Source organism: Vibrio profundum (genome assembly GCF_050337555.1).
GTDB lineage: Bacteria > Pseudomonadota > Gammaproteobacteria > Enterobacterales > Vibrionaceae > Vibrio > Vibrio profundum.
The window spans coordinates 297,589-318,479 of sequence record NZ_JAKJTA010000004.1; the positions used below are offsets into that span (position 1 = coordinate 297,589).

Consider the following 20,891-nt stretch of genomic DNA (forward strand, 5'->3'; position numbering starts at 1 on the left):
GATACGGAAAAACAAGCCGTATCAGGCGGCGTTTTTATATGCCCCACCCTTGCGCTTTCGCTAACAAAAAATCGACCAAAGCTTTTAGACGTTTCGGGATCAACTTACGGTTCGTATAGACTAAGCTCACTGGAATAATCGGCATCTGATACTCTGGCAGCAAGCGGATTAAGTGCCCAGAATCTATATTTTCAAAGCACATAAACTCTGGGAGCATCGCAATGCCTAGGCCATCTAAGCACCCTTGCAGCGCTGAAGTAATCGTATTGGCCTGTAATTGATGAGGAAGATCCACAGTCTTCACGACAGAACCATTCATAGAAAATTGCCAAGGTATGGGTTTCACAGCCTTAGTGACCGTTTTTATCTTTTTGTGAGGAGGTACTAGGTCGTCAAGGCAACCAATGTGGCCATTTTCTTCCAAATAGCTTGGACTCGCGACCAATGCCCGCTTCGATTGAGTGATCGGTCTAGAAATCAGAGTGGAATCGTCCATCACCCCAACTTGAAAATAAAGGTCAATACCTTCACCGATAATATCGACTTCTCGATTGGTCAGCTCCAAGTCAACATTAACGTGAGGGTGCAGTTTTAAGAAATCATTAACAAACCGCCCCGCAAATAAATGGCCAATCTCAACAGGCATCACCACATTGAGCTGACCACGAATCAAATCTTGGTTTGCAGAGATTTCCAGTTCAGACTGCTCCATGATCTCCATCATATGAACAGCCGACTGATAAAGCTGGTGACCTTCTGGGGTAAGTATTAGACTGCGGGTTGAGCGAGTGAGTAACCTGACTCCTAGATAGCGCTCTAACTCATCGATCTTTCGACTCACCGTTGATTTTGTCATGTCGAGAGCTTCTGCTGCATGCGTAAAGCTTTCAAAATTAACGACATAGGTGAATATGACGACCGCGTTCAGATCCATGTGGGACAGTTTTCTTTGTTTATTAGCCATATTTTTGCAACAGTGTTTCTTTTTTTCCTATCTTATCATCTAATCAAATTCATTTACAATTTGTGCACTCCAGAAACGAATGATGCAGAGACCTTATGGCGAACCCAACTCCCCAAGCAAATCAGAACCCAGTCAGTGAAGATTTAGCGCAATCCGACAGTAAACCGAGTCGTAACAAAGCTCCACTCATCGCCACCGTGATTATTGCCATACTAGGTATTGCTGCTGCTATCTATTGGTTTAGCTATGGTCAGTACTTTCAATCTACTGACAACGCGTATTTACATGGCAACATCACCACGATCAGCCCAAAAGTATCCGGCTACATCGTCAAGTCTTACGTCAAAGACAATGAGCATGTTAAAGCAGGTCAACTTCTCGCTAAAATCGATGACAAAGACTACGTTGCCTCGCTAAACAAGGCGAAAGCCAACCTAGCTGAAACCCGATCTAGCGTTAATAATCTGGTTGCCCAAAAGCATCTACAAGACAGCAAAATTAAGCAAGCTGAAAGCCAAATTCATTCCGCGCAAGCTCAATATAATCTTGCCACTCAAGAAGTGCGCCGTGTACGCAGCCTGATCACGCGCAAGTACGCATCGCAAAATGAATTAGATTCTGATATCTCTCAAGAGAAAGTGACGTTGGCTGCTGTCAATGAAGCCAAAGCGAGCTACCGAGCTGAAGTCGACGAATTAGCGGTTCTAGACAGCCAAATCAGTCAGGCAGAAGCAACGGTCTTAGAAGCGCAAGCCGAAGTAACTCAAGCTCAACTTAACCTCAATGATACTCAGGTCTACGCTCCTGTTGCAGGCGTCGTGGGTAATCGAAGCCTACAAGTTGGCATGCTCGTTCAAGCTGGTACACCTCTTCTTAGCCTAGTGCCGACTAACAATATCTGGCTTGTTGCAAACTTTAAAGAAACCCAGCTCGACCACATGCATGCAGGCCAGTCTGTAGAAGTCGTATTAGACGCTTATCCTGATCAACCGTTGCAAGGTGTCGTCGATAGCTTCGCACCCGGCACAGGTTCTGAGTTTGCCTTGCTGCCAGCAGACAATGCAACCGGCAACTTCACTAAGATAGTGCAACGCGTACCGGTTAAAATCACGATTCCACAACCAGGTAAGTTAAAAGGCCATCTGATTCCAGGTCTATCTGTAGTCGCTACCGTAAATACTCGAGGCTAATTGATGGACGCTGTTGCCCCAACTACCACACCCGCGCCGAGTGACACCGTCACTCTTCGCCAATGGATCGCGCTGTTCGGCGGCTTGATCGGTGCTTTTATTGCCATCTTAGATATCCAGATCACTAACTCATCATTGAGTGAGATCCAAGGCGCGTTAGCCGCGACACTTGATCAAAGTTCTTGGATATCAACTTCTTACTTAGTTGCCGAGATGATTGCCATCCCACTCAGTGGTTGGTTAGCAAAAGGTCTAGGTGAGCGCCGCTACTTAGCATGGACAACAGCTATCTTTTCAATTTCATCGTTTTTATGTTCGCTATCTTGGAACCTAAACTCGATGATTGTCTTCCGTGCAATGCAAGGATTCAGTGGTGGTGCGCTCATCCCGCTGGCATTCACCCTGATCACGCAACTATTGCCGCTGAAAAAACGTGCGTTAGGTATGGCGCTGTTTGGTATAACGGCTACTTTTGCTCCATCAATTGGCCCAACACTTGGCGGTTGGTTGACTCAAGTTCTTTCTTGGCACTACATCTTCTATATCAATATTCCACCAGCCATCGCGTCTATCTTTATGATCAACTACGGCTTGGATAAAAAGCCAATTGACTTTGATGTTCTAAAGTCGGCAGATTGGGTCGGCATCATAACTATGGCTGTGGGTCTTGGGTGTTTAGAAGTCGTTCTTGAGCAAGGTAATGACGATCAATGGTTTAGCTCTAGCTTTATCCTTACTCTCAGCGTAATTTCTGCTGTCAGTATGATCTATTTCGTCATTTTTGAGCTGCGGAACAAAAATCCTTTAATCAATCTGCGACTGTTTAAAGACCCGCAATTTACCGCCTCTTGCATCAACTATCTGATCTTGGGTATGGCGATGTATGGTTCTATCTACATGATCCCTATGTATTTAACCCAAATCCAACATTATAACTCAATGCAGATTGGTGAAGTGCTAATGTGGATGGGCTTTCCGCAGCTTTTGATCTTCCCGCTGATTCCGAAGATCACCAAGTATGTGAAATCTACTTATTTAGTGGCGTTTGGCTTTACTTTGTTTGCCATCAGTTGTTATGTAAATACCCACATGACCGCAGACTATGCAGGGCAACAGTTAATTGTTGCTATGGTATTACGTGCGATGGGACAACCATTTATCATTGTGCCTATTTCATTGCTTGCGATGGGTAATATTCGCCCACATGAAGCCCGTGACGCTTCATCACTAACTAACGTCGCTCGTAACCTTGGCGGAGCAATTGGGATAGCGGTTATCGCTACGTTGCTGCAGAACAAAACCACCTTACATTTACAACGGATTGAGTCGACAGTCTCTTCAACCAGCACTTCTGGTTGGGATAGATTACATCAACTACAGGCTTTCTTTATGCAAGCGGGTAGCTCTGCTGAAACAGCGATGATGCAGGCCAAAGCAGATCTGTTCAACATCATGCATCTCAATGCCTCTATCATGGCTTACAACGATGTTTTCGTTATTATGTCCGGATTACTCGTCCTAGCCGCCGCCGTCACTCTTTGCATGAAAAACTAATGCTTATATAAAAAACTGATGCATTCGAGAACGGATGTCGCAGAAGGGATTCAAAATAAAGGCCTCAGATAGAGGCCTTTTTCATAGATATTACTTTTTCTTTTTGCCTAATAGGCGCCTGAAGAAACCGCCAACGACAACAGCAAGGACAACCCACACTTTCTTTAATAGAATCAAGGCTGCGGCGAAAAACCCTGCTTTCGCCGCAACTTTGCCAGCAATCAAAGCACCTAGGCCATAAGCCGCCACTTTATCCATACTTGGGTTAAAATCGCTGTATCGGGAACCAGAGTTAAAGCTCGCCATATCCAATACGGTATTAAACTGTGCTTCAACATCTTTTGTTTGTTCCATGCTGGCGATAAAATTGAGTACTAACACCCCTTTGCGCCCCAAAACTCGGATGTTGTAGTTCAAAGTATCTTGTTGAGCGTCGCCAAAGTGGAAGTCCTTAGCCCAGTATAATTTGTGTTTTTTCTCATCGTAGTGAGGAGCTTCGGCCCAACCCACTAATTCAATTGCGCTATAGCCTTGTTTCTTACGCTGTTCACTTTCTTGGCTCACATCGTCTTTCATTGTCTTAAGCATGTCATCGTAGTTGATATCTTTAGCATCACTATCTGACACGTGACCATCAGCTTGATAACGAATGGTCACAGCCCAGCTATCAGAATCAAACGGTGTTATATCCGCTGGGAACAGCATCCCTAAAGTCGGAGATCCCGGCGGGTTGCCCCATACATCAACCAAAACGGTTTCCGCATCCTTAGGATCTAAATAAATAAAATTTTTCGGTACATCCAGAGTAACTGGAGCCCCTTTTAATTCAACCTTGCCGGTTCTTGGGTGCAGAGAATGCAGAATGTTCTCCGCCCACTTTTGATATTCTTGAGGGTTAGAAGGAGGAGGGGTTGGCGCAGCGTAGCTAGCCAAAGGTAAAAAAATGAACCAAATGGCCAATAAATATCTAAACATTATATGTCCTAGTCAAACTGAGAAAGGTCTATCCGTTTTCGGCCTGCCGATTAGTGTATATAATAAATATGGCTAGGGCCGCGAGAAGCGGTGGATTATACTTACGCCAACCCATTGAGCAATCAATATTGTTTAATAAATCGATTGCGTATTATCGACTAGATAGATGCCTGCGGTCGGTGAGCAAAGTATCGACAAATGCCCACGAACTCTGAAGATAATCAGGAGGGAAAAATGAATATAGGTTCTGTCTCCAAAGTAACAGGGTTATCAAGTAAATCCATTCGTCTTTATGAGGAAAAGGGAATTATCGACCCACCAAATCGCTCTGACGCTGGCTACAGAGAGTACACAGACCATCATATCCAACAATTGAACCTTGTATCACGCGCCAAATCTGCGGGTTTCTCACTAGGCGAATGCCGCGAGTTTGTTCAACTGGCTAGCAACCCAACGAGACAAAGTAGTGAAGTAAGACAGCGGGCACAAGTAAAGCTTGCGGAAATCGATTTAAAACTGCAGCAACTGCGAGAGATTCGAGAGCAACTAAGTAGTTGGGTAGATGCCTGCCCAGGTGACGAGAATAGTGACTGCCCTATTATTGATGATTTGACCAAATAAGCCCCAGTAAATAATTCAGTATACTTGTTATCCTGTCGCCGCAAAGTACTGGATATATCTCGCCATCACACGGTTTTCAGCAGACTATTGAAATGCTTCTTCGCACCTCTCACATAGGAGCGAGCACTGTATTTATCACCCTCGTCCAAACTTATCGAAAATCTCACTGCCTCTTCGCAATGAATGACCAACCGTTTGATTTCGTATCGGGACAAGTGTTCAGGCAACTGATGATTAAACAACTCGAGCAGTGCCAACGCAGATGGACCACAGTGCGGGCGAGTATTGACGAGTTTAATCGCTTCAGTGTGCGCCTTATCCATGTTGTCAGTTTTGCTTTTTTGAATCACCGCCAACGTTTTATGTAACGTCTCTCGCTTATCTACCTCAACATTACTTAAAAACCGGAGTCGTACTCGCTCGGATTGTTCCACTATAGGTGACACATAACTAATCTCAAGTTCATCACGATACGCCATAATTTGCTTAAAGCCTTCATGGAGATTGGCAAGTGACAGCAAATACAGTAAATAGTACAAATAATGGCTTGCCAGCTGAGTGTGATTTTGCATGAGTGAATCAAGATATAACGATGCTGTTTTATGGTCATCTTGAATCAGAGCAATATGGGCACTCACCAAGGCAAGCGGCAAGCGCTGGCTTTGTTGGGAAATTTTTCGAGACAACAAGCCCGCATTACGGCTGATACTGGCCAATTTGTCGCTATCTGTGCGAGTCAGCACTTTTAACTTCAGTCGCATAATCTGAATATGAAGGTTTAAGCGGTCAAATCTCACTCTCACAGCATGCTTAGCAAACTGATGGAAATCAGATAGGGCTCGCTCTGGCTGTTCAAAAGCCTCATTAATTAAGCTCATAGCAAACAAGCGACGCTGGCTTCCGGGCGCCAGTTGCTCAGCATGAGACAAATCTTGTACAGCTCCTTGATAGTTGTCTCTCAGCAGGTGTAAGTGGGCAAGCCTATCTAGTATTCTAGTTTTGGCCGCATCTGTCTTCTCAGCCCAAGCTTGCAGATATTGCTCGGCGCGCTCAAAGTAGCCAAGTTTAATCAAACAGTCAGCGACGCCTAACCATGCCCACGTTGCCTTGTATTGCTTCGCACAGTTAGTGAAATGAGTAAAGGCACGCTTTTCATCGCCCATAGACAAGTAAACCAGCCCTTCGAGCTTATCTGATTCCACCCGTAGCTTAGGGTGCTCTTCGTGAAATTTTGCGAACATTTGGGATATGTGTTCAGACCCTAGACTCTCATCGATAGAATGCAGCTGCGACACCAAGAGCTTCGCATAACAAAGACGTCGCACTTTTCGCTTCATTCCATACAATGAATATGGTTTCGTCAGATAGTCATCCACTTGAGTATCATGGAAAACGCGAAGAATATCGCCATCAATATCGTTGGTCAGCATCATCACTGCGCACGCCTTGGGTAAGAGCTTGCGCAATCGTAAATCTTCCAAGATATGTCCACCGTTGATGCCTTTACCAAATTGGTAATCACATACAAATAAGTCAACGGGGCGCTTTCTAAATTCAGCCAGCAGTAATTTATAATCTTTAACCACCACAACCAACCGATCGCTAAAGCCTAACTCTCTCAAGAGGACTTTTAAATTTGCCGCCACAACGGGCGAATTTTCTGCGATCACTACGTGAGCGTGACTGACATTGTAGAGAGAACCTGGCATGGAAATATCGGTGAGTTAAGACGTCAAAGGGACGCTATGGTACAAAAACGAGCGTACTTTAGAAACTAAAAACACATAAAGTCGTGTTATTTACCGCACTTTCCCACCTCAATCGCGGTCAGAAGTGATATTTTTCACATAAATTCAATCTCTTCCAACAAGTACATATATCGCTTGGATTGTGTACAAAGAGACCGTACTATTGCGGCACTGACCATTTAAGATGAACAATAACTTCATGATCACTCCCATCGCTGTCCGCCTTACTCGAGGCGCAGACTTAAAACAACAAATCCAGCAATTAGTCACAGCATACAACATACAAGCCGGTAGCATCGCCTCTTGTGTGGGGTGCCTCTCTCAAACCAACGTAAGGCTAGCCGGCGCAACAAAAACGCGCTGTATTCAAGCACCGGTGGAAATTGTCTCTGTTATGGGGACCCTGACTCCCAATCACCAACACATCCATTTATCTGTGGCCGATGAAACGGGCGCTGTGTTTGGCGGACATTTATTGGAAGGGACCATTATTGACACCACGGCTGAGCTCATTATTCACAGCTATGAAAGTCTGTCTTTTCAACGACAAATGGATACTACTACCGGATACTCCGAGCTGGTCGTAGGCTAAAACGGATATCCAGTAAAATCTGAATTGGTCTAGGTTTCCACGTCGACCATTAATAAACGTTCGAAACTACTATAAGCTAGACAAGCTGACCAACTCTTTTGTATAAGCTTGTTTAGGTTCGGAAAATAGCGCCTTGGTTTCACCGTGTTCAACTATCTTCCCTTGTTTCATTACAATCGTGTAATGGCACAAAGACTTGACCACATTTAAGTCATGACTAATAAACAAATAGGTAAGGCTATATTTACGTTGCAGCTCTTTCAATAGTTCAAGCACCTGCAATTGCACGGTGCGATCTAGCGAAGAAGTGGGCTCATCAAGCAAAATAAACTCTGGTTTGAGTACTAAAGCCCTTGCGATCGCAATCCTTTGTCTCTGTCCACCAGAAAATTCATTTGGAAAGCGGTACCTTGTATCAGGATCCAGACCTACTTCTTTCATAACCAAGCAGATTTTTTGATCAATACCCTTCTCGTCAAGCGCAAAATGAACCAATAAGCCTTCGCCAATGACTTGAGCCACTGACATCCGTGGGTTCAAAGCAGAAAACGGATCTTGAAAAACAACCTGCATTTTACTGCGATAAGGTAGCATGCTTTTTCGGCTTAAGCCTTGTAGTTCATTGCCGCAATACTGGATTTTCCCCTCAGAATGAATCAGTTTTAAGATCGCCATTCCAGTCGTCGATTTACCAGAGCCACTTTCCCCTACCAACCCCATCGAATGACCTCGCTTTAATGTAAAAGACATATCCGTTACCGCTTTCACATGCTCAACTGTTCGCTTAAAAATGCCTCCAGTAATCGGGAACCAAACTTTTAACGCGTCGACCTCTAATAATGATTCTGAGTCACTTTCAACTTCGACTGGTGAACCTTTGGGATCTGAATTAATCAGCATGCGTGTATACGGATGAGAAGGGCTTTCAAAAACTTGTTTACATGTGCCAGTTTCGACCAGCTGGCCATTTTTCATCACAGCAACTCGAGAAGCAATTTTTCTAACTATGCTCAAATCATGCGTTATAAATAACATGGCCATACCAAGATCTTGCTGTAAATCCTTTAACAAATCTAGGATTTGAGCTTGCACCGACACATCTAACGCCGTGGTTGGTTCATCCGCTATCAAAACCTCAGGGTCATTGATCAAAGCCATGGCGATCATTACTCTTTGCCGCTCACCACCCGACAACTCATGAGGGTACGCCGATATTTTTTGTGCCGGATTCCTAATCCCCACCTTTTCTAACCAACCCGCGGCGTATTTTTCCGCCGCCTTTTGTCGCATGCCTCGATGAACGGCTAATGTCTCTACCATTTGTCTGCCGATGCGATGCAGCGGGTTCAGTGACACCATTGGCTCTTGGAAAATCATTCCAATACGCCCACCCCGTATCCCACGCAGTCGCCTTTCTGAGCAGCGCAGCATATCTTCACCAGCAAAAAGAATACGCCCGTTTAAATAATGGGACGAAACCTTAGGCAGCAATTTTAGGATAGAGTTTGCCGTCACTGATTTACCCGAGCCGCTTTCACCTACTAGAGCTAATGTTTCACCTTTACCGAGCGAAAAGCTCACTTCATCAGCAACCTGATTAATGTCATCGGAGCAGCCAAAACCAACAGAAAGCCGCTCTACCGTCAATATTTTTTCGCTAAGTTCATTTTCTGGTAATCGTTGTTGAGTTAGTTCGTTTCGTTCCAAAACACCCTTCCTATCCAGTTCACTTACTATGATGGGGATCGAAGGCATCGCGAACTGCCTCGCCGATAAATACCAACAGTGTCAGCATCAGTGACAATACAATAAAAGCGGAAAGTCCAAGCCATGGCGCTTGCAGGTTGGCTTTGCCTTGGGCGAGTAACTCCCCGAGAGAAGGTGAGCCAGCCGGTAATCCAAAACCTAAAAAATCGAGTGACGTTAACGTCGTGACAGATCCAGAAAGAATAAACGGCATCATAGTCAAAGAAGCCACCATGGCATTGGGCAGCATGTGGCGCAAAATTATGCGTTGGTCGCCAACCCCCATCGCTTGAGCTGCGCGCACATAGTCGAAATTACGACAACGTAAAAATTCAGCTCGCACAATGCCAACCAAGCTCATCCAACTAAACAGCACCATTATCCCGAGCAACCACCAAAAGTTAGGCTCAACAAAACTGGATAAGATAATCAGCAGAAATAAGGTCGGCATTCCAGACCAGACTTCGATAAAACGCTGGCCAAGCAAATCGAACCAACCGCCGTAGTAGCCTTGTGTCGAGCCTACGACCACCCCAATCACACTGGAAATAAGCGTGAGGACAAAACCAAACAACACCGATATTCGAAAGCCATAGATAATCCGAGCCAACACATCACGCCCTTTATCATCAGTACCTAGCCAGTTAACTGAATCTGGAGGGGATGGAACCGCACCGATGATATTCAAGTTTATCGTATGGTAACTAAATCGAATTAATGGCCAGATGATAAACCCTTGCTCTTCAATCAAGTCCATCACATAAGGGTCGGTATAGTCCGCTTCTGTCGCAAACTCACCGCCAAATTCAGTTTCTGGATAATGATGAAAAATTGGAAAATACCATTGCTGATTATATTCCACCAACAGTGGTTTATCATTGGCGATAAACTCAGCGAATAAACTTGCGATAAACAGGATTGAAAATAACCATAAAGACCACCAGCCTCGCTTGTTCGCTCGAAATCGCTGCCAGCGTTGAGCATTTAGAGGGTTAGACTTCTTGCTTGCCAATAACATAGTCAGCGCGCCTCAAAATCTATGCGCGGGTCAACCCACGTATAAGCGAGATCTGAAATAATACTGAGCACTAAACCCAGTAAAGTCATGATATACAAGGAGCTAAAGACTACCGGATAATCCCTTTGAATCGTAGATTCAAAGCCCAACAGACCAATGCCTTCGAGAGAAAACATCACTTCAATCAGCATCGAACCCGTAAAAAAAATACTAATGAATGCGCTAGGGAAACCTGCAATGATAATAAGCATCGCATTGCGAAATACGTGCTTATATAAAATACTGTTCTCGTCCAAACCCTTAGCTCTTGCTGTCACTACATATTGTTTGTTTATTTCGTCAAGAAATGAATTTTTGGTCAGCATGCTTAAAGTAGCAAAACCGCCAATCACCATTGCCAACGTCGGTAACGCCAAGTGCCAAAAATAATCGCCTACCTGTTGATACCAAGTGAGCTGGTCAAAATTACTCGACACCAGCCCACGTAAAGGGAACCAGTTGAAGTAATTCCCGCTGGCAAAGAAAATAATCAGTATGATAGCAAATAAGAAACCAGGAATGGCATAGCCAACAATCACCACGGCGCTGGACCATATATCAAACCGAGATCCATGGTGAATAGCCTTCAACACTCCCAGTGGAATAGAAATCAAATAAATGATTAGCGTACTCCACAAACCAAGAGAAATCGAAACAGGCAAACGATCGACGATAAGATCAATCACGTTGCCACCTTTAAACAAACTTTCTCCAAAATGAAAAGTGGCGTAATTCTTCAACATATCCCAATAACGTTCAAGAATAGGTTTATCAAATCCAAACTGCTTTTTGATTTCAGCAACGACTTCGGGATCTAAGCCTCGTGACCCTCGGTAACCCGTTGCCTTGTCCTTCACCGCAGGCATATCCACCTCAGAGCCACCGCCTGAGAAACGTTCCATAATCCCAGAATTTCGCCCCTCAAGCTGTGCAATAGCTTGCTCAACTGGCCCTCCGGGGGCAACCTGAATAATAAAGAAGTTAATGGTGATAATGGCCCAAAGCGTCGGCACCACCAGCAGTAATCGCCTTACTATATACGCAGCCATAGACCCTCTATTGACGTTGCTCAGGGAGCTTACTCGCCTTTTGCTTTGACACCCACCAAGTATCCAAACCTAGGTCGTAGATAGGCATGACTTTAGGTCGCTCAAACTTATCCCAACTTGCCACGCGATAGTTATTGATATACCACTGAGGAATCATATAGAAGCCCCATTGAAGCACTCGATCTAATGCCCGCCCTAGCATTTTCAGTTTATTCGGATCTTGTTGATTTCTAGCAATGGCTAACGTCAGTTCGTCCACCACTGGATCCATGACTCCAGCTTTGTTGTAGGTAGAATCAATATATTCTGAATTCCACACAATCATCAAATCCGGACTCGGATAATTCATCGCAGGATATGACGAAGACACCATATCAAAATCGCGGTCTCGTAAGCGCTTGGTGTACTGGGTGGTGTCAATCGTTCTGATCTTCATATGAACCCCTAACCGCTTTAAATTCTTTTGCAGGGGAATCGCATATCGCTCTGTCGTTGGGCTATAAACAAGTAACTCGAACTCAAAGGGTTCGCTTTGGGCATTCATCATAACGCCATCTTTTAACACCCAGCCTGCATCTTTGAGCAATTTAAATGCCGTTCGCATTTGGCTTCGGATACGCCCTGAACCATCTGTTTGGGGAGGCTGATAAGACTGAGTAAACACCCTTTCAGGGATGTTGCTTTTATTGGGCAGTAAAATATCCAGCTCTCCTTGAGACGGTAAGCCATTAGCCTCGTAGGCTGAATTTTCAAAATAACTGCGCGTTCTGAGGTAAGAGTTATAGAACATGTTTTTGTTCATCCACTCAAAGTCGAACGCATAATTCAATGCTTCTCGTACTTTAGGATCACGAAATACAGGCCGCTGCGTATTAAACACAAAACCTTGCGTGGCAACAGGCTTCTGATGAGGGATCTCTTCTTTAACGATGTAGCCTCTATCAAAGTTGCTACCTGTATAAGAACTCGCCCAGAATTTAGCAGAACTTTCTTGCCGGATATCGAACTCGCCGGCCTTGAACGCTTCAAGCAGCACGGTTTCATCTCGATAATAATCATAGCGAATTTGCTGAAAATTGTTGCGCCCAATATTCACTGGCAGCTCTTTTGCCCAATAATCGTCGGCCAATGCATAAGTGACGCTCTGCCCCGGTTTATAATCAATTATTTTGTATGCAGAGCTCCCTACTGGAGGTGTATCGAGTGGCTGTGAGAAGTTTTTATCTTGCCAAAAGTGCTGCGGCAAAATGGGAATGGATTGAACAAAGCTAAACAGCTTCTCTCGATTGGCGTGCGCCATTTCCACTCGTACAGTACGCTCATTAAGCGCTTTTACTGACTTGATGTCCTTATAATAAACGCGAAACTGAGGCACCCCCTCCGTCATAAATTTATCAAAAGTAAACGCGACATCATGCGCTGTGATTGGCTTCCCATCGTGAAACTTTGCGTTAGCGTTAAGATCCACTTCCATCCACATAAAGTCATCCGAATAGCGGACTTTCTCTGCAATCAGAGGATAATGAGAATCTATTTCATCACTTGGGCCGAACATTAACGCATCATACAGCTCGCCAGTTGCCGCTGCTGATACCCCTCTTGACGCGTAACGATTAAAGTTATCGTAAGTACCAATCTGGCCGAAAGTCACTTGACCATATTTGGGAGCCTTCGCGTTCACATATTCAAAGTGTTGAAAGTTTTCGGGGTATTTAGGCTGTCCAAAACCAGCCAAACGGGTTGTCTCGATAATTTCTGCATGAATGCCAGCGCTAACGCTAGCCATACCAAAAGCAACAACCCATTGTTTGAGCGATCCCATTATAGACTCCTTTCTATTTCAGGCTCTCAATAACTTTTGGTATAAGCAACAAACACTAAGATGTATAGATCAATTTATGGCAATAAGAGGAGGCTCACTTTTCCCGACTAGGTTCAAGTGAATTTTGCTAACTGAAGGTAAAACGGCGCGAGTAAAAATTTACGATAAAATTGGACACTAATTCAAAACAAAAGACTGCCCAGGCAACCGTGAGTTGCATAGGCAATGTTACTGGAAAGGCAGTATTACTTGAAAAAGCAGAATGATGATCGGTAACCTTATGTTCGGTAAAGTACCTTCAATACATGCCACCCGAACTTGGTTTTCACCAAGTGAGGTACTAATGTTTCACCCGAGAAACAGACTTTGTCGAATTGCGGTACCATCTGCCCTTTGCGAAACTCACCTAAATCGCCGCCTTTTTTCCCTGATGGGCAGGTCGAGTATTTCTTAGCGAGAGTTTGAAACTTTGCGCCTTTCTTGAGCTGTTTTATAATATCTTCAGCTTGTTCTTTGTGCTTCACCAGTATGTGTAAAGCCGCTGCAGTTTGTGCCATTGTTAGTTCCCCTAGGTAAATCGCGCGATATTTTAACGCAATTCTGCTCCTTCGTCAGCAAGTGCGTGCTGAGGCTCTCATAACCTAGAAATCGATCCTTTTCGTCGCATTGAGATAGGTTACTGCTGAAGAAAAGTGCGTTATATTAATAAGAGGGATCGTAATATTTAATGCGCCGATGACCAAGAAAATCAGTAAAGCTAATTTGTCTCAGGGAATGCTACTTTTTACCTTGAACATGCAAAAACAATCGTTCGCCATAGGTACACTAAAGGTGAGGGAGATTGTCCCCTACTTGCCAACCACTCAACTCCCTTATTCACACCAACATGTGATTGGCACCGCCAGCATACGAAATTCGACTGTTCCCGTGATCGACATGGCCGCAGCGATTGGATTTCGCCCAATCCCAGCTGAAGAATACGATAACTGCTACTTAATTGTTACCGACTGCTTACGCACAATCGTGGCATTTATGGTACGAACAATAGATAAGATCATCGAGTGTGATTGGCGTTCTATAGAACCAGCACCCGCGACAGCAGGCTGCAATACCTTTGTTACAGGACTAACACGATATGATGATAAAATCGTGCAGATGTTGGATGTCGAACTATTACTATCCAAGATCTATCCGCAATCAGACAGTGCAAAAATACCGATTTTAACTGATGTCGAAAGAGAACGACTAAAAGCATTCAACATCTTACTTGTCGACGACTCGTCTATCGCAAGGAAACAATTAGGCGACGCCCTAGATGGTATCAATATCCCTTATCGCGTATGTAATAATGGCAGTGACGCATTGGCTTTAATGCAGGACCTTGCTTCGAGCTCAGAGCAGATTCATTTATTAGTGAGTGATATTGAGATGCCAGGCTTAGATGGCTACGAACTCGCTTTTGAAGTACAGAATTCAAGTGAATTAAACCATATCTATTGTATTTTACATACGTCACTTTCAAGTGAAATCAGTGTCGATAGAGCTCATCAAGTTGGGGCCCACGATGCGCTAGAGAAATTCAACGCCACGGAATTGATCAATGCAATGTTGAAAGGAGCTGAACAATTGGAGAACAACCAGCAAACCGCGTAGTCAGAAAATGAGATTGCCGATGTAGTATCGATTCACTTGCGTTTACAACTTTGTAAATCAATCAAATAATAAACTGACCTACACTAACCACAATTTCAGTTATTAACAATGAAAGCCTTGTCAACTTCCACTAGTCTTAGAGTAACCAGAGTATGAGTGACATGTATGGCGAATAACGATTATAAAAAAGCGACAGAGAACTTAAAAAAAGCCGTACCGTTAATGATGAAAAATCACGTGCCTGTTACGCCAGCTAACTACGCGCTTTGGTATACGTACGTCGATAAGGCTATCCCGAGCCTGAACATCGAACTCGACTCAGTGATCGATGAGCATGGCCTTTGCCCACCAGAGGCTAGCGCCAAACTTTATAAAAACTATATTTCCAAGCGTGCAGAAGCCGATGATCTAGAGCTCAAAGCCAACTTGGAGCTATTGCTCAATGAAGCAGCAAGTTCAATGAGTAATACGCTAAACGGTACTTCTCAATTTACAAAAGTCATTGATAAGAACTTAGAGAACTTAGAAACCGCAAGTGAAGATAGTAAAACCATCGAAGAAATCACCGAAGTCGTCAAGGTCATTTTATCCGAATCAAAAGAAATGCAGGATTCAACGCGATCACTTGACCAATACTTAAAAGATGCAACAGCTGAAATCACAAGACTAAAATCACAGCTATCTGAAATGCAGAAAGATGTATTATTTGATAGCTTATCAGAACTGTATAATCGCCGTGCATTCGACGAAGACCTGCAAACTCTTTGTCAAGCGAAACAGTCTATCTGCTTAATCCTACTCGACATCGATCATTTCAAAGATTTCAACGATATCTATGGTCACTTGTTTGGTGATAGTGTTATCAAAAGCATATCTAAACGCCTCCTTATGACCAGTAAAGATGGCATAGCGTCGTATCGATTTGGTGGTGAGGAATTCACTTTGATTGTTCCCAATAAACCGATTAGCGTGGCAATCCAATTGGCAGAAACACTTAGAAAATCTATCGAAAGCCTTTCTATCAAAGACAAAAAAACAGGAAATGAGGTCAACCGTATCACAGCTTCATTTGGAGTCGCGGAGTTCGAAGAAGGAGAAAGCGCGGAAGATCTTATCGACAAAGCAGACCGACTCCTCTACCGAGCCAAACAGTCAGGCAGGAATCAAGTACGTTCTTAGCGTATAGGTAGGATGCTGAGCGAATAATTGGAGGAGCTAGTAAAAGATAAACGGATAAACGGATAAACGGATAAACGGATAAACGGATAAACAAAAATAACACCATTATCAATTGACGTAAGTATCAATTATAGTAAACAGTCAATACGCCTAAGCAGTAGCCCAGCCGTAAATATACTTCCATCGCCAATGAAACCAGCCAATGGCGGGCAATAAGCACTTATCTTGCTCCAGCCCTTTCTCGAATTAGTTGGAGTAACCTGAATAGGGACACTAAATGAGAATCATCTTCAGTTTAATGGGCCTTCCAGTTAATTAGCCTTCCAGCGTTATCCTTCTCACTAATTCAGTCAACACTCTATTTGCGTCTTCTAACTTCACTTGGCAAGTGCCTGCGGCTTTGTGCCCTCCACCACCATATTTCAGCATAAGCTTGCCGACATTGGTCTTCGAGCTCCGATCAAAAATCGACTTCCCTGTGGCATAGACGACATTCTGCTTTTGGAATCCCCACATTTTGTGAATAGAGATATTACATTGTGGAAACAGAGCATAAATTATGAATCTATTCCCAGCATAAATTGTCTCTTCATCCGTGAGATCAAGGACCACTAGATTTTCATGAATGGTTGCACAGCGCTGAAGTTGTTGTTTGAACAAATTTTCGTGTTCACGGTAGAGCTCAATTCGCTCTTTCACATCCGGCAGTGCGAGAATTTCATCGATATTATGATTTTTACAGTAATCAATAAGATCCATCATAAGCCTGTAATTGGAGATCTTAAATTCTTTAAAGCGCCCAAGCCCCGTCCGAGCATCCATCAAGAAATTCAAAAGATTCCAACCCGTTGAGTCGAGCACTTCATCACGATTAAATTGAGCTGAATCCCCTTTGTCGACCGCTTCCATCATGTCTACCCAGTCTGCTGGAAACGCAGATAGACCACCATAGTGATTCCATACCACTCGAGCTGCCGATGGCGTATCTGGCTCAATAATGTGATTGGAGTGTTGACCTGGATTGCGGAGCTTCTCAGAAAGGTGATGATCGAACACTAGGTAAGCTTCAGGAACATAAGGTAAGTTGGTAACGATGTCATTCCCTGTAATCTCAATCACCCCATCTTGCATATCTTTAGGGTGAACAAACTTGATCTCGTCAATCAAATCGATCTGTTTTAGGAGAACCGCGCAGACTAACCCATCAAAATCACTACGAGTCACTAAGCGATATCTACTATCTGACATATAAAGTTCCTTCTCAGCGAACCAAACGTTTCTTGATTCCAACCTAAACTTGCGTGACACACCGAATTACTGGCACCAACTTTCCTATTAATTTTAGCCATCATCGATCTTTTAACAAACTTAAGACGATGTTTTTTCGGGTATCTTATCCCACGTTACGCATATAAAATGATTAAACAACGTGATTGCATAAAAAAAACCTCTTTTAGTTTAATGACTTAAAGGATTACTGTGTTTTTATAATCCACTGAAATAAATGGAAATCATTGAGATTTCACCGTGCGTATCCTCCCTCTAACATCATGGTGTGCGTACAAAAAGACGACAGCACTCACAGCTTACTTACCTGACGAAGAATTGAACTAAACTATAGCTATCAAGTGATGCTACCTTCAGTTAACCACTGTTACGTCATTAAGGATGGAGTCATGCTGTCTATATTTGATATCTACAAAATAGGGGTTGGCCCTTCAAGTTCTCATACCAATGGGCCTATGATTGCTGGCTATCGGTTTACTGAGAAACTAAAACAAGATAATCAGTTAAAGAAAGTCAAACGAGTGCAAATAGACTTATATGGCTCACTGTCTTTGACTGGCAGAGGACACCACACAGATAAAGCGGTGATACTTGGATTACTGGGTAATAAGCCCGATACCATTAAAGTCACCAGTGCTAAAAGCCTACTAGAAGAGGCTCGAGACACAAACTCAATGCAACTCGCAGCGCAGTCGTCTATCGAATTCCACGAACAGAGCGACTTATTATTTCATAAAACAAATTTACCGCTCCATGAAAATGGTATGACAGTGACAGCCTATGACCAAACCGGTCATCAATTAGCGTTTGAAACGTATTACTCCACTGGGGGCGGCTTCATTTCAACAGAAAGTGAGCTCGCACACCCTACGCCCACTGCTGATATCCAAGTACCTTACCCGTTTAAAACCGCAGACGAACTGCTGAAAATCACCGAGAAAAATGGCTTAAGTATTGGCAACATGGTACTCCAGAACGAAATGACCTTTGCGTCGTCACAAGACATCAGTGATAAAGCCGATCAAATTTGGAAAGTCATGACACTGTGCATGAATCGAGGCTTTGAGACTGAAGGAGTATTGGATGGTGGACTAAACGTCGTCCGGCGCGCACCTAACCTGCTTAAAAAACTTGAGTCGAGCTCCACTACGAGCAGTGACCCCATGGAGATCTTAGATTGGATTAACTTGTTTGCATTTGCTGTAAGCGAAGAGAATGCAGCCGGAGGTCAAGTGGTTACGTCACCGACCAATGGTGCTGCTGGCGTTATTCCTGCCGTACTGATGTATTACCACAAATTCGTTCGTGAACTTGATACCAAACAGCTTAAAGACTTTCTTGCGGTATCGGGGGCAATCGGCATTTTGTATAAAACGAATGCTTCTATCAGTGGCGCTGAAGTCGGTTGCCAAGGAGAGATCGGTGTCTCGTCATCAATGGCTGCGGCTGGGCTTACGTCCTTGTTAGGAGGCAATAACGAACAAATGTGCATTGCGGCAGAGATAGCCATGGAGCACTCACTTGGAATGACATGCGATCCGATTGGCGGATTAGTCCAAGTCCCGTGTATAGAACGCAACGCAATGGGCGCAATGAAAGCGATTAACGCCTCTAGAATGGCATTAAAACGCAATAGTAAGTGTTTAATCTCGTTAGATAAAGTGATTGAAACCATGTATCAAACAGGCAAAGACATGAATAAGAAATACCGAGAAACCTCCCTCGGTGGATTAGCGACGATTCATTTATCCCCTCCCTGTGAATAAGCAATTTTGTTACAACCTTCAGCACAACATATACCGCATACAAATCAAACACTTCACGTTACCAAGGCCCAACCTGCGCCTTTTGATTAGTCTAAATATCAATCAAATGTTACATTTCATATAGATCTTATCAATGATATTAAATTCCAATTATAGTAGGATTCTCAGCCATACATTCTCATGAAATGGTGGATTGGTAGATATATATGTGGAATAAACTTAATAAATCAATGATGTTTTGCCAAATGATGTTTGGTTTATCCTTCTACGGTGTCATGATCATCTTGACCCGCTTTTTCCTAGAAGACCTGAGTTACAACGAAGCAGATACTATGATGATTGTCGGAGCTTTCTCCGCAATTGGCCCTTTATTTGCCATCGCTGGTGGCTTCATCGCTGATAAATTCCTCGGCGCGTACCGATCGCTCGCTATCTCCTATTCCGCTTTCTTAATTGGCTACTTACTCTTAGTCATTGGCGCATCCAGTGTAAGCGTTCCATTAAGTCTCATGGGTATCGCACTCGCCAGCTACGCTCGCGGCATGATGTCGCCCTCTTACCCGAGTCTTTACAAACGAACCTTTGCTAGTGATGAACACTTTGAAAACGGTTACCCAGTCAATTACTCGGTGAACAACGTCGGCGCGTTGCTGGGCCAATACTTGTTCCCAATGTTAGTTCTTGTTATTGGCTTTCACGGCAGTTTCCTGCTTTCAGGTGTAATGGCGGGGTTCGCATTCGTTACCTTGCTAATGCTGCGCAAACCATTAATGTTGGTGGCCAGCGACAAAGACAATGCCCCGGTATCGCTAAAAAAATGGTTAAGCTTTTCAGCAATTTCCATCGCTATGATAGGTTTAGTTTTTGTGATGTTCTCAGATATGAGCATCGGCAAGAATATTGTTTACGCAATCGGTGCGATGGCAATCCTATACTTCGTCTCCTTGATGTTTAAATTTGGTCGTTCAGCTGCATTAAAAATGGGCACCATCTTAATCATGACTCTGCTCACCACCTGCTTTTTTGTCTATTATGGTCAAATGATGACGTCAATGACTATGGTGGCGATCAACACAATGCGTGGCGACCTATTCGGCTTCATCCCAATCGCGCCAGAAGCCTCAATGGCAATGAATCCGCTTTGGTGTATCGTAGCAGGCCCGGCAATCACGCTGATTTTCTCTGCTCTTGAAAAACGCAACGTTCACTTTTCAACAGCGGCTAAAATCGCCATCGCGTTTGCCCTCACAGCGATCGCTTTTGGCATCTTAACATTCGCAGTCAGTAATGTTGGTCCAAGCGTTGAGATCAGACCGGAAATCTTTTTAGCGATTCACTTTTTCCAAGCATTCGCTGAAGTCGTGGTCGGTAGTTTAGTCGTCGCTTTCATCTTGTCGGTGGCACCAAAACAAATCGAAAACTTCTCGGTGAGTATGTTTTATGTCGCTATGGCATTAAGTGGCATCGTCGGTGCGGTATTCTCGACATCCATCGCACTAGAAAAAGGCCAACAGGTCACCCAAACGTTCGTGCAAAATGTTTATGGTGACTACTTCCAGTTATTGACTGTATTGGCTGTCGTGATGGTTGCTGTGGCGATCGTTGCTTCAAAAATTATCAAGAAGATGCTGCAAGCGTCAGAAGAAACTCAACAAGAAGAGCACAAAGAGCGTTTGGCCAAAGCCTAA

Annotated in this window: 17 protein-coding genes; 8 read left to right on the top strand and 9 right to left on the bottom strand. The window is 43.9% G+C overall.

Annotated elements, in window-relative coordinates:
• Window positions 1–34: 34 nt before the first annotated feature.
• Window positions 35–934: a LysR family transcriptional regulator gene (locus tag L4C34_RS03945; RefSeq protein WP_428788135.1), complete on the bottom strand. Its 900-nt coding sequence runs from the start codon at window positions 932–934 to the stop codon at window positions 35–37.
• Between the two features lie 125 nt (window positions 935–1,059).
• Between L4C34_RS03945 and L4C34_RS03950 the strand changes: the two genes are divergently transcribed.
• Entirely contained in the window at window positions 1,060–2,154 is a 1,095-nt protein-coding gene (locus L4C34_RS03950) for an HlyD family secretion protein (RefSeq protein WP_428788046.1), read from the top strand.
• A 3-nt stretch (window positions 2,155–2,157) separates the two neighbouring features.
• On the top strand, window positions 2,158–3,708 hold the full coding sequence (locus L4C34_RS03955) for a DHA2 family efflux MFS transporter permease subunit (protein WP_428788047.1): 1,551 nt from the start codon (window positions 2,158–2,160) through the stop codon (window positions 3,706–3,708).
• Window positions 3,709–3,798: 90 nt separating this feature from the next.
• On the opposite strand, the gene L4C34_RS03960 is transcribed toward L4C34_RS03955, so the two are convergent.
• Complete coding sequence (locus L4C34_RS03960) at window positions 3,799–4,683, bottom strand: DUF2167 domain-containing protein (RefSeq protein WP_428788048.1); 885 nt, start codon at window positions 4,681–4,683, stop codon at window positions 3,799–3,801.
• A 234-nt stretch (window positions 4,684–4,917) separates the two neighbouring features.
• On the opposite strand from L4C34_RS03960, the gene cueR reads away from it, so the two are divergent.
• Window positions 4,918–5,304: a Cu(I)-responsive transcriptional regulator gene (cueR, locus tag L4C34_RS03965; protein WP_428788049.1), complete on the top strand. Its 387-nt coding sequence runs from the start codon at window positions 4,918–4,920 to the stop codon at window positions 5,302–5,304.
• A gap of 65 nt (window positions 5,305–5,369) precedes the next feature.
• On the opposite strand, the gene L4C34_RS03970 is transcribed toward cueR, so the two are convergent.
• Window positions 5,370–7,013 carry a response regulator gene (locus L4C34_RS03970; protein WP_428788050.1) on the bottom strand — a complete coding sequence of 548 codons (1,644 nt, stop codon included), beginning with the start codon at window positions 7,011–7,013 and terminating at the stop codon, window positions 5,370–5,372.
• Between the two features lie 238 nt (window positions 7,014–7,251).
• Here L4C34_RS03970 and L4C34_RS03975 point away from each other — a divergent pair, with 238 nt between their 5' ends.
• Window positions 7,252–7,644 carry a PPC domain-containing DNA-binding protein gene (locus L4C34_RS03975; RefSeq protein WP_428788136.1) on the top strand — a complete coding sequence of 131 codons (393 nt, stop codon included), beginning with the start codon at window positions 7,252–7,254 and terminating at the stop codon, window positions 7,642–7,644.
• A gap of 69 nt (window positions 7,645–7,713) precedes the next feature.
• Here L4C34_RS03975 and L4C34_RS03980 read toward each other — a convergent pair whose 3' ends face one another.
• The 5 genes from L4C34_RS03980 to ppiC all read right to left on the bottom strand — a co-directional run bounded on the left by L4C34_RS03980 (window position 7,714) and on the right by ppiC (window position 13,875).
• Window positions 7,714–9,351 (bottom strand): ABC transporter ATP-binding protein, encoded by a 1,638-nt coding sequence (locus L4C34_RS03980; protein ID WP_428788051.1) that lies wholly within the window; start codon window positions 9,349–9,351, stop codon window positions 7,714–7,716.
• A 19-nt stretch (window positions 9,352–9,370) separates the two neighbouring features.
• Complete coding sequence (locus L4C34_RS03985) at window positions 9,371–10,408, bottom strand: ABC transporter permease (protein ID WP_428788052.1); 1,038 nt, start codon at window positions 10,406–10,408, stop codon at window positions 9,371–9,373.
• Window positions 10,409–10,410: 2 nt separating this feature from the next.
• Window positions 10,411–11,496, bottom strand: coding sequence for a microcin C ABC transporter permease YejB (locus L4C34_RS03990; RefSeq protein ID WP_428788053.1), 1,086 nt, complete (start codon window positions 11,494–11,496; stop codon window positions 10,411–10,413).
• 7 nt (window positions 11,497–11,503) lie between these two features.
• Complete coding sequence (locus L4C34_RS03995) at window positions 11,504–13,282, bottom strand: extracellular solute-binding protein (RefSeq protein WP_428788137.1); 1,779 nt, start codon at window positions 13,280–13,282, stop codon at window positions 11,504–11,506.
• A gap of 314 nt (window positions 13,283–13,596) precedes the next feature.
• Window positions 13,597–13,875: a peptidylprolyl isomerase PpiC gene (ppiC, locus tag L4C34_RS04000; RefSeq protein ID WP_428788054.1), complete on the bottom strand. Its 279-nt coding sequence runs from the start codon at window positions 13,873–13,875 to the stop codon at window positions 13,597–13,599.
• 178 nt (window positions 13,876–14,053) lie between these two features.
• On the opposite strand from ppiC, the gene L4C34_RS04005 reads away from it, so the two are divergent.
• Together L4C34_RS04005 and L4C34_RS04010 are read left to right on the top strand one after the other, a co-directional pair.
• Window positions 14,054–14,971 (top strand): chemotaxis protein, encoded by a 918-nt coding sequence (locus L4C34_RS04005; protein ID WP_428788055.1) that lies wholly within the window; start codon window positions 14,054–14,056, stop codon window positions 14,969–14,971.
• Window positions 14,972–15,136: 165 nt separating this feature from the next.
• Window positions 15,137–16,150 carry a GGDEF domain-containing protein gene (locus L4C34_RS04010; RefSeq protein ID WP_428788056.1) on the top strand — a complete coding sequence of 338 codons (1,014 nt, stop codon included), beginning with the start codon at window positions 15,137–15,139 and terminating at the stop codon, window positions 16,148–16,150.
• A gap of 315 nt (window positions 16,151–16,465) precedes the next feature.
• On the opposite strand, the gene L4C34_RS04015 is transcribed toward L4C34_RS04010, so the two are convergent.
• Window positions 16,466–17,398 (bottom strand): exopolyphosphatase, encoded by a 933-nt coding sequence (locus tag L4C34_RS04015; RefSeq protein ID WP_428788057.1) that lies wholly within the window; start codon window positions 17,396–17,398, stop codon window positions 16,466–16,468.
• A gap of 428 nt (window positions 17,399–17,826) precedes the next feature.
• Here L4C34_RS04015 and L4C34_RS04020 point away from each other — a divergent pair, with 428 nt between their 5' ends.
• Together L4C34_RS04020 and L4C34_RS04025 are read left to right on the top strand one after the other, a co-directional pair.
• Window positions 17,827–19,203, top strand: a complete 1,377-nt coding sequence (locus L4C34_RS04020; RefSeq protein WP_428788058.1) for an L-serine ammonia-lyase — start codon at window positions 17,827–17,829, stop codon at window positions 19,201–19,203.
• Between the two features lie 206 nt (window positions 19,204–19,409).
• Window positions 19,410–20,891 carry a peptide MFS transporter gene (locus L4C34_RS04025; RefSeq protein WP_428788059.1) on the top strand — a complete coding sequence of 494 codons (1,482 nt, stop codon included), beginning with the start codon at window positions 19,410–19,412 and terminating at the stop codon, window positions 20,889–20,891.

Bases quoted from the DNA above. Each gene is read 5' to 3' on its own strand.
- L4C34_RS03945 (WP_428788135.1), bottom strand. From the start codon at position 934: ATGGATCTGAACGCGGTCGTCATATTCACCTATGTCGTTAATTTTGAA.
- L4C34_RS03950 (WP_428788046.1), top strand. From the start codon at position 1,060: ATGGCGAACCCAACTCCCCAAGCAAATCAGAACCCAGTCAGTGAAGAT.
- L4C34_RS03955 (WP_428788047.1), top strand. From the start codon at position 2,158: ATGGACGCTGTTGCCCCAACTACCACACCCGCGCCGAGTGACACCGTC.
- L4C34_RS03960 (WP_428788048.1), bottom strand. From the start codon at position 4,683: ATGTTTAGATATTTATTGGCCATTTGGTTCATTTTTTTACCTTTGGCT.
- cueR (WP_428788049.1), top strand. From the start codon at position 4,918: ATGAATATAGGTTCTGTCTCCAAAGTAACAGGGTTATCAAGTAAATCC.
- L4C34_RS03970 (WP_428788050.1), bottom strand. From the start codon at position 7,013: ATGCCAGGTTCTCTCTACAATGTCAGTCACGCTCACGTAGTGATCGCA.
- L4C34_RS03975 (WP_428788136.1), top strand. From the start codon at position 7,252: ATGATCACTCCCATCGCTGTCCGCCTTACTCGAGGCGCAGACTTAAAA.
- L4C34_RS03985 (WP_428788052.1), bottom strand. From the start codon at position 10,408: ATGTTATTGGCAAGCAAGAAGTCTAACCCTCTAAATGCTCAACGCTGG.
- L4C34_RS03990 (WP_428788053.1), bottom strand. From the start codon at position 11,496: ATGGCTGCGTATATAGTAAGGCGATTACTGCTGGTGGTGCCGACGCTT.
- L4C34_RS03995 (WP_428788137.1), bottom strand. From the start codon at position 13,282: ATGGCTAGCGTTAGCGCTGGCATTCATGCAGAAATTATCGAGACAACC.
- ppiC (WP_428788054.1), bottom strand. From the start codon at position 13,875: ATGGCACAAACTGCAGCGGCTTTACACATACTGGTGAAGCACAAAGAA.
- L4C34_RS04005 (WP_428788055.1), top strand. From the start codon at position 14,054: ATGACCAAGAAAATCAGTAAAGCTAATTTGTCTCAGGGAATGCTACTT.
- L4C34_RS04010 (WP_428788056.1), top strand. From the start codon at position 15,137: ATGGCGAATAACGATTATAAAAAAGCGACAGAGAACTTAAAAAAAGCC.
- L4C34_RS04015 (WP_428788057.1), bottom strand. From the start codon at position 17,398: ATGTCAGATAGTAGATATCGCTTAGTGACTCGTAGTGATTTTGATGGG.
- L4C34_RS04020 (WP_428788058.1), top strand. From the start codon at position 17,827: ATGCTGTCTATATTTGATATCTACAAAATAGGGGTTGGCCCTTCAAGT.
- L4C34_RS04025 (WP_428788059.1), top strand. From the start codon at position 19,410: ATGTGGAATAAACTTAATAAATCAATGATGTTTTGCCAAATGATGTTT.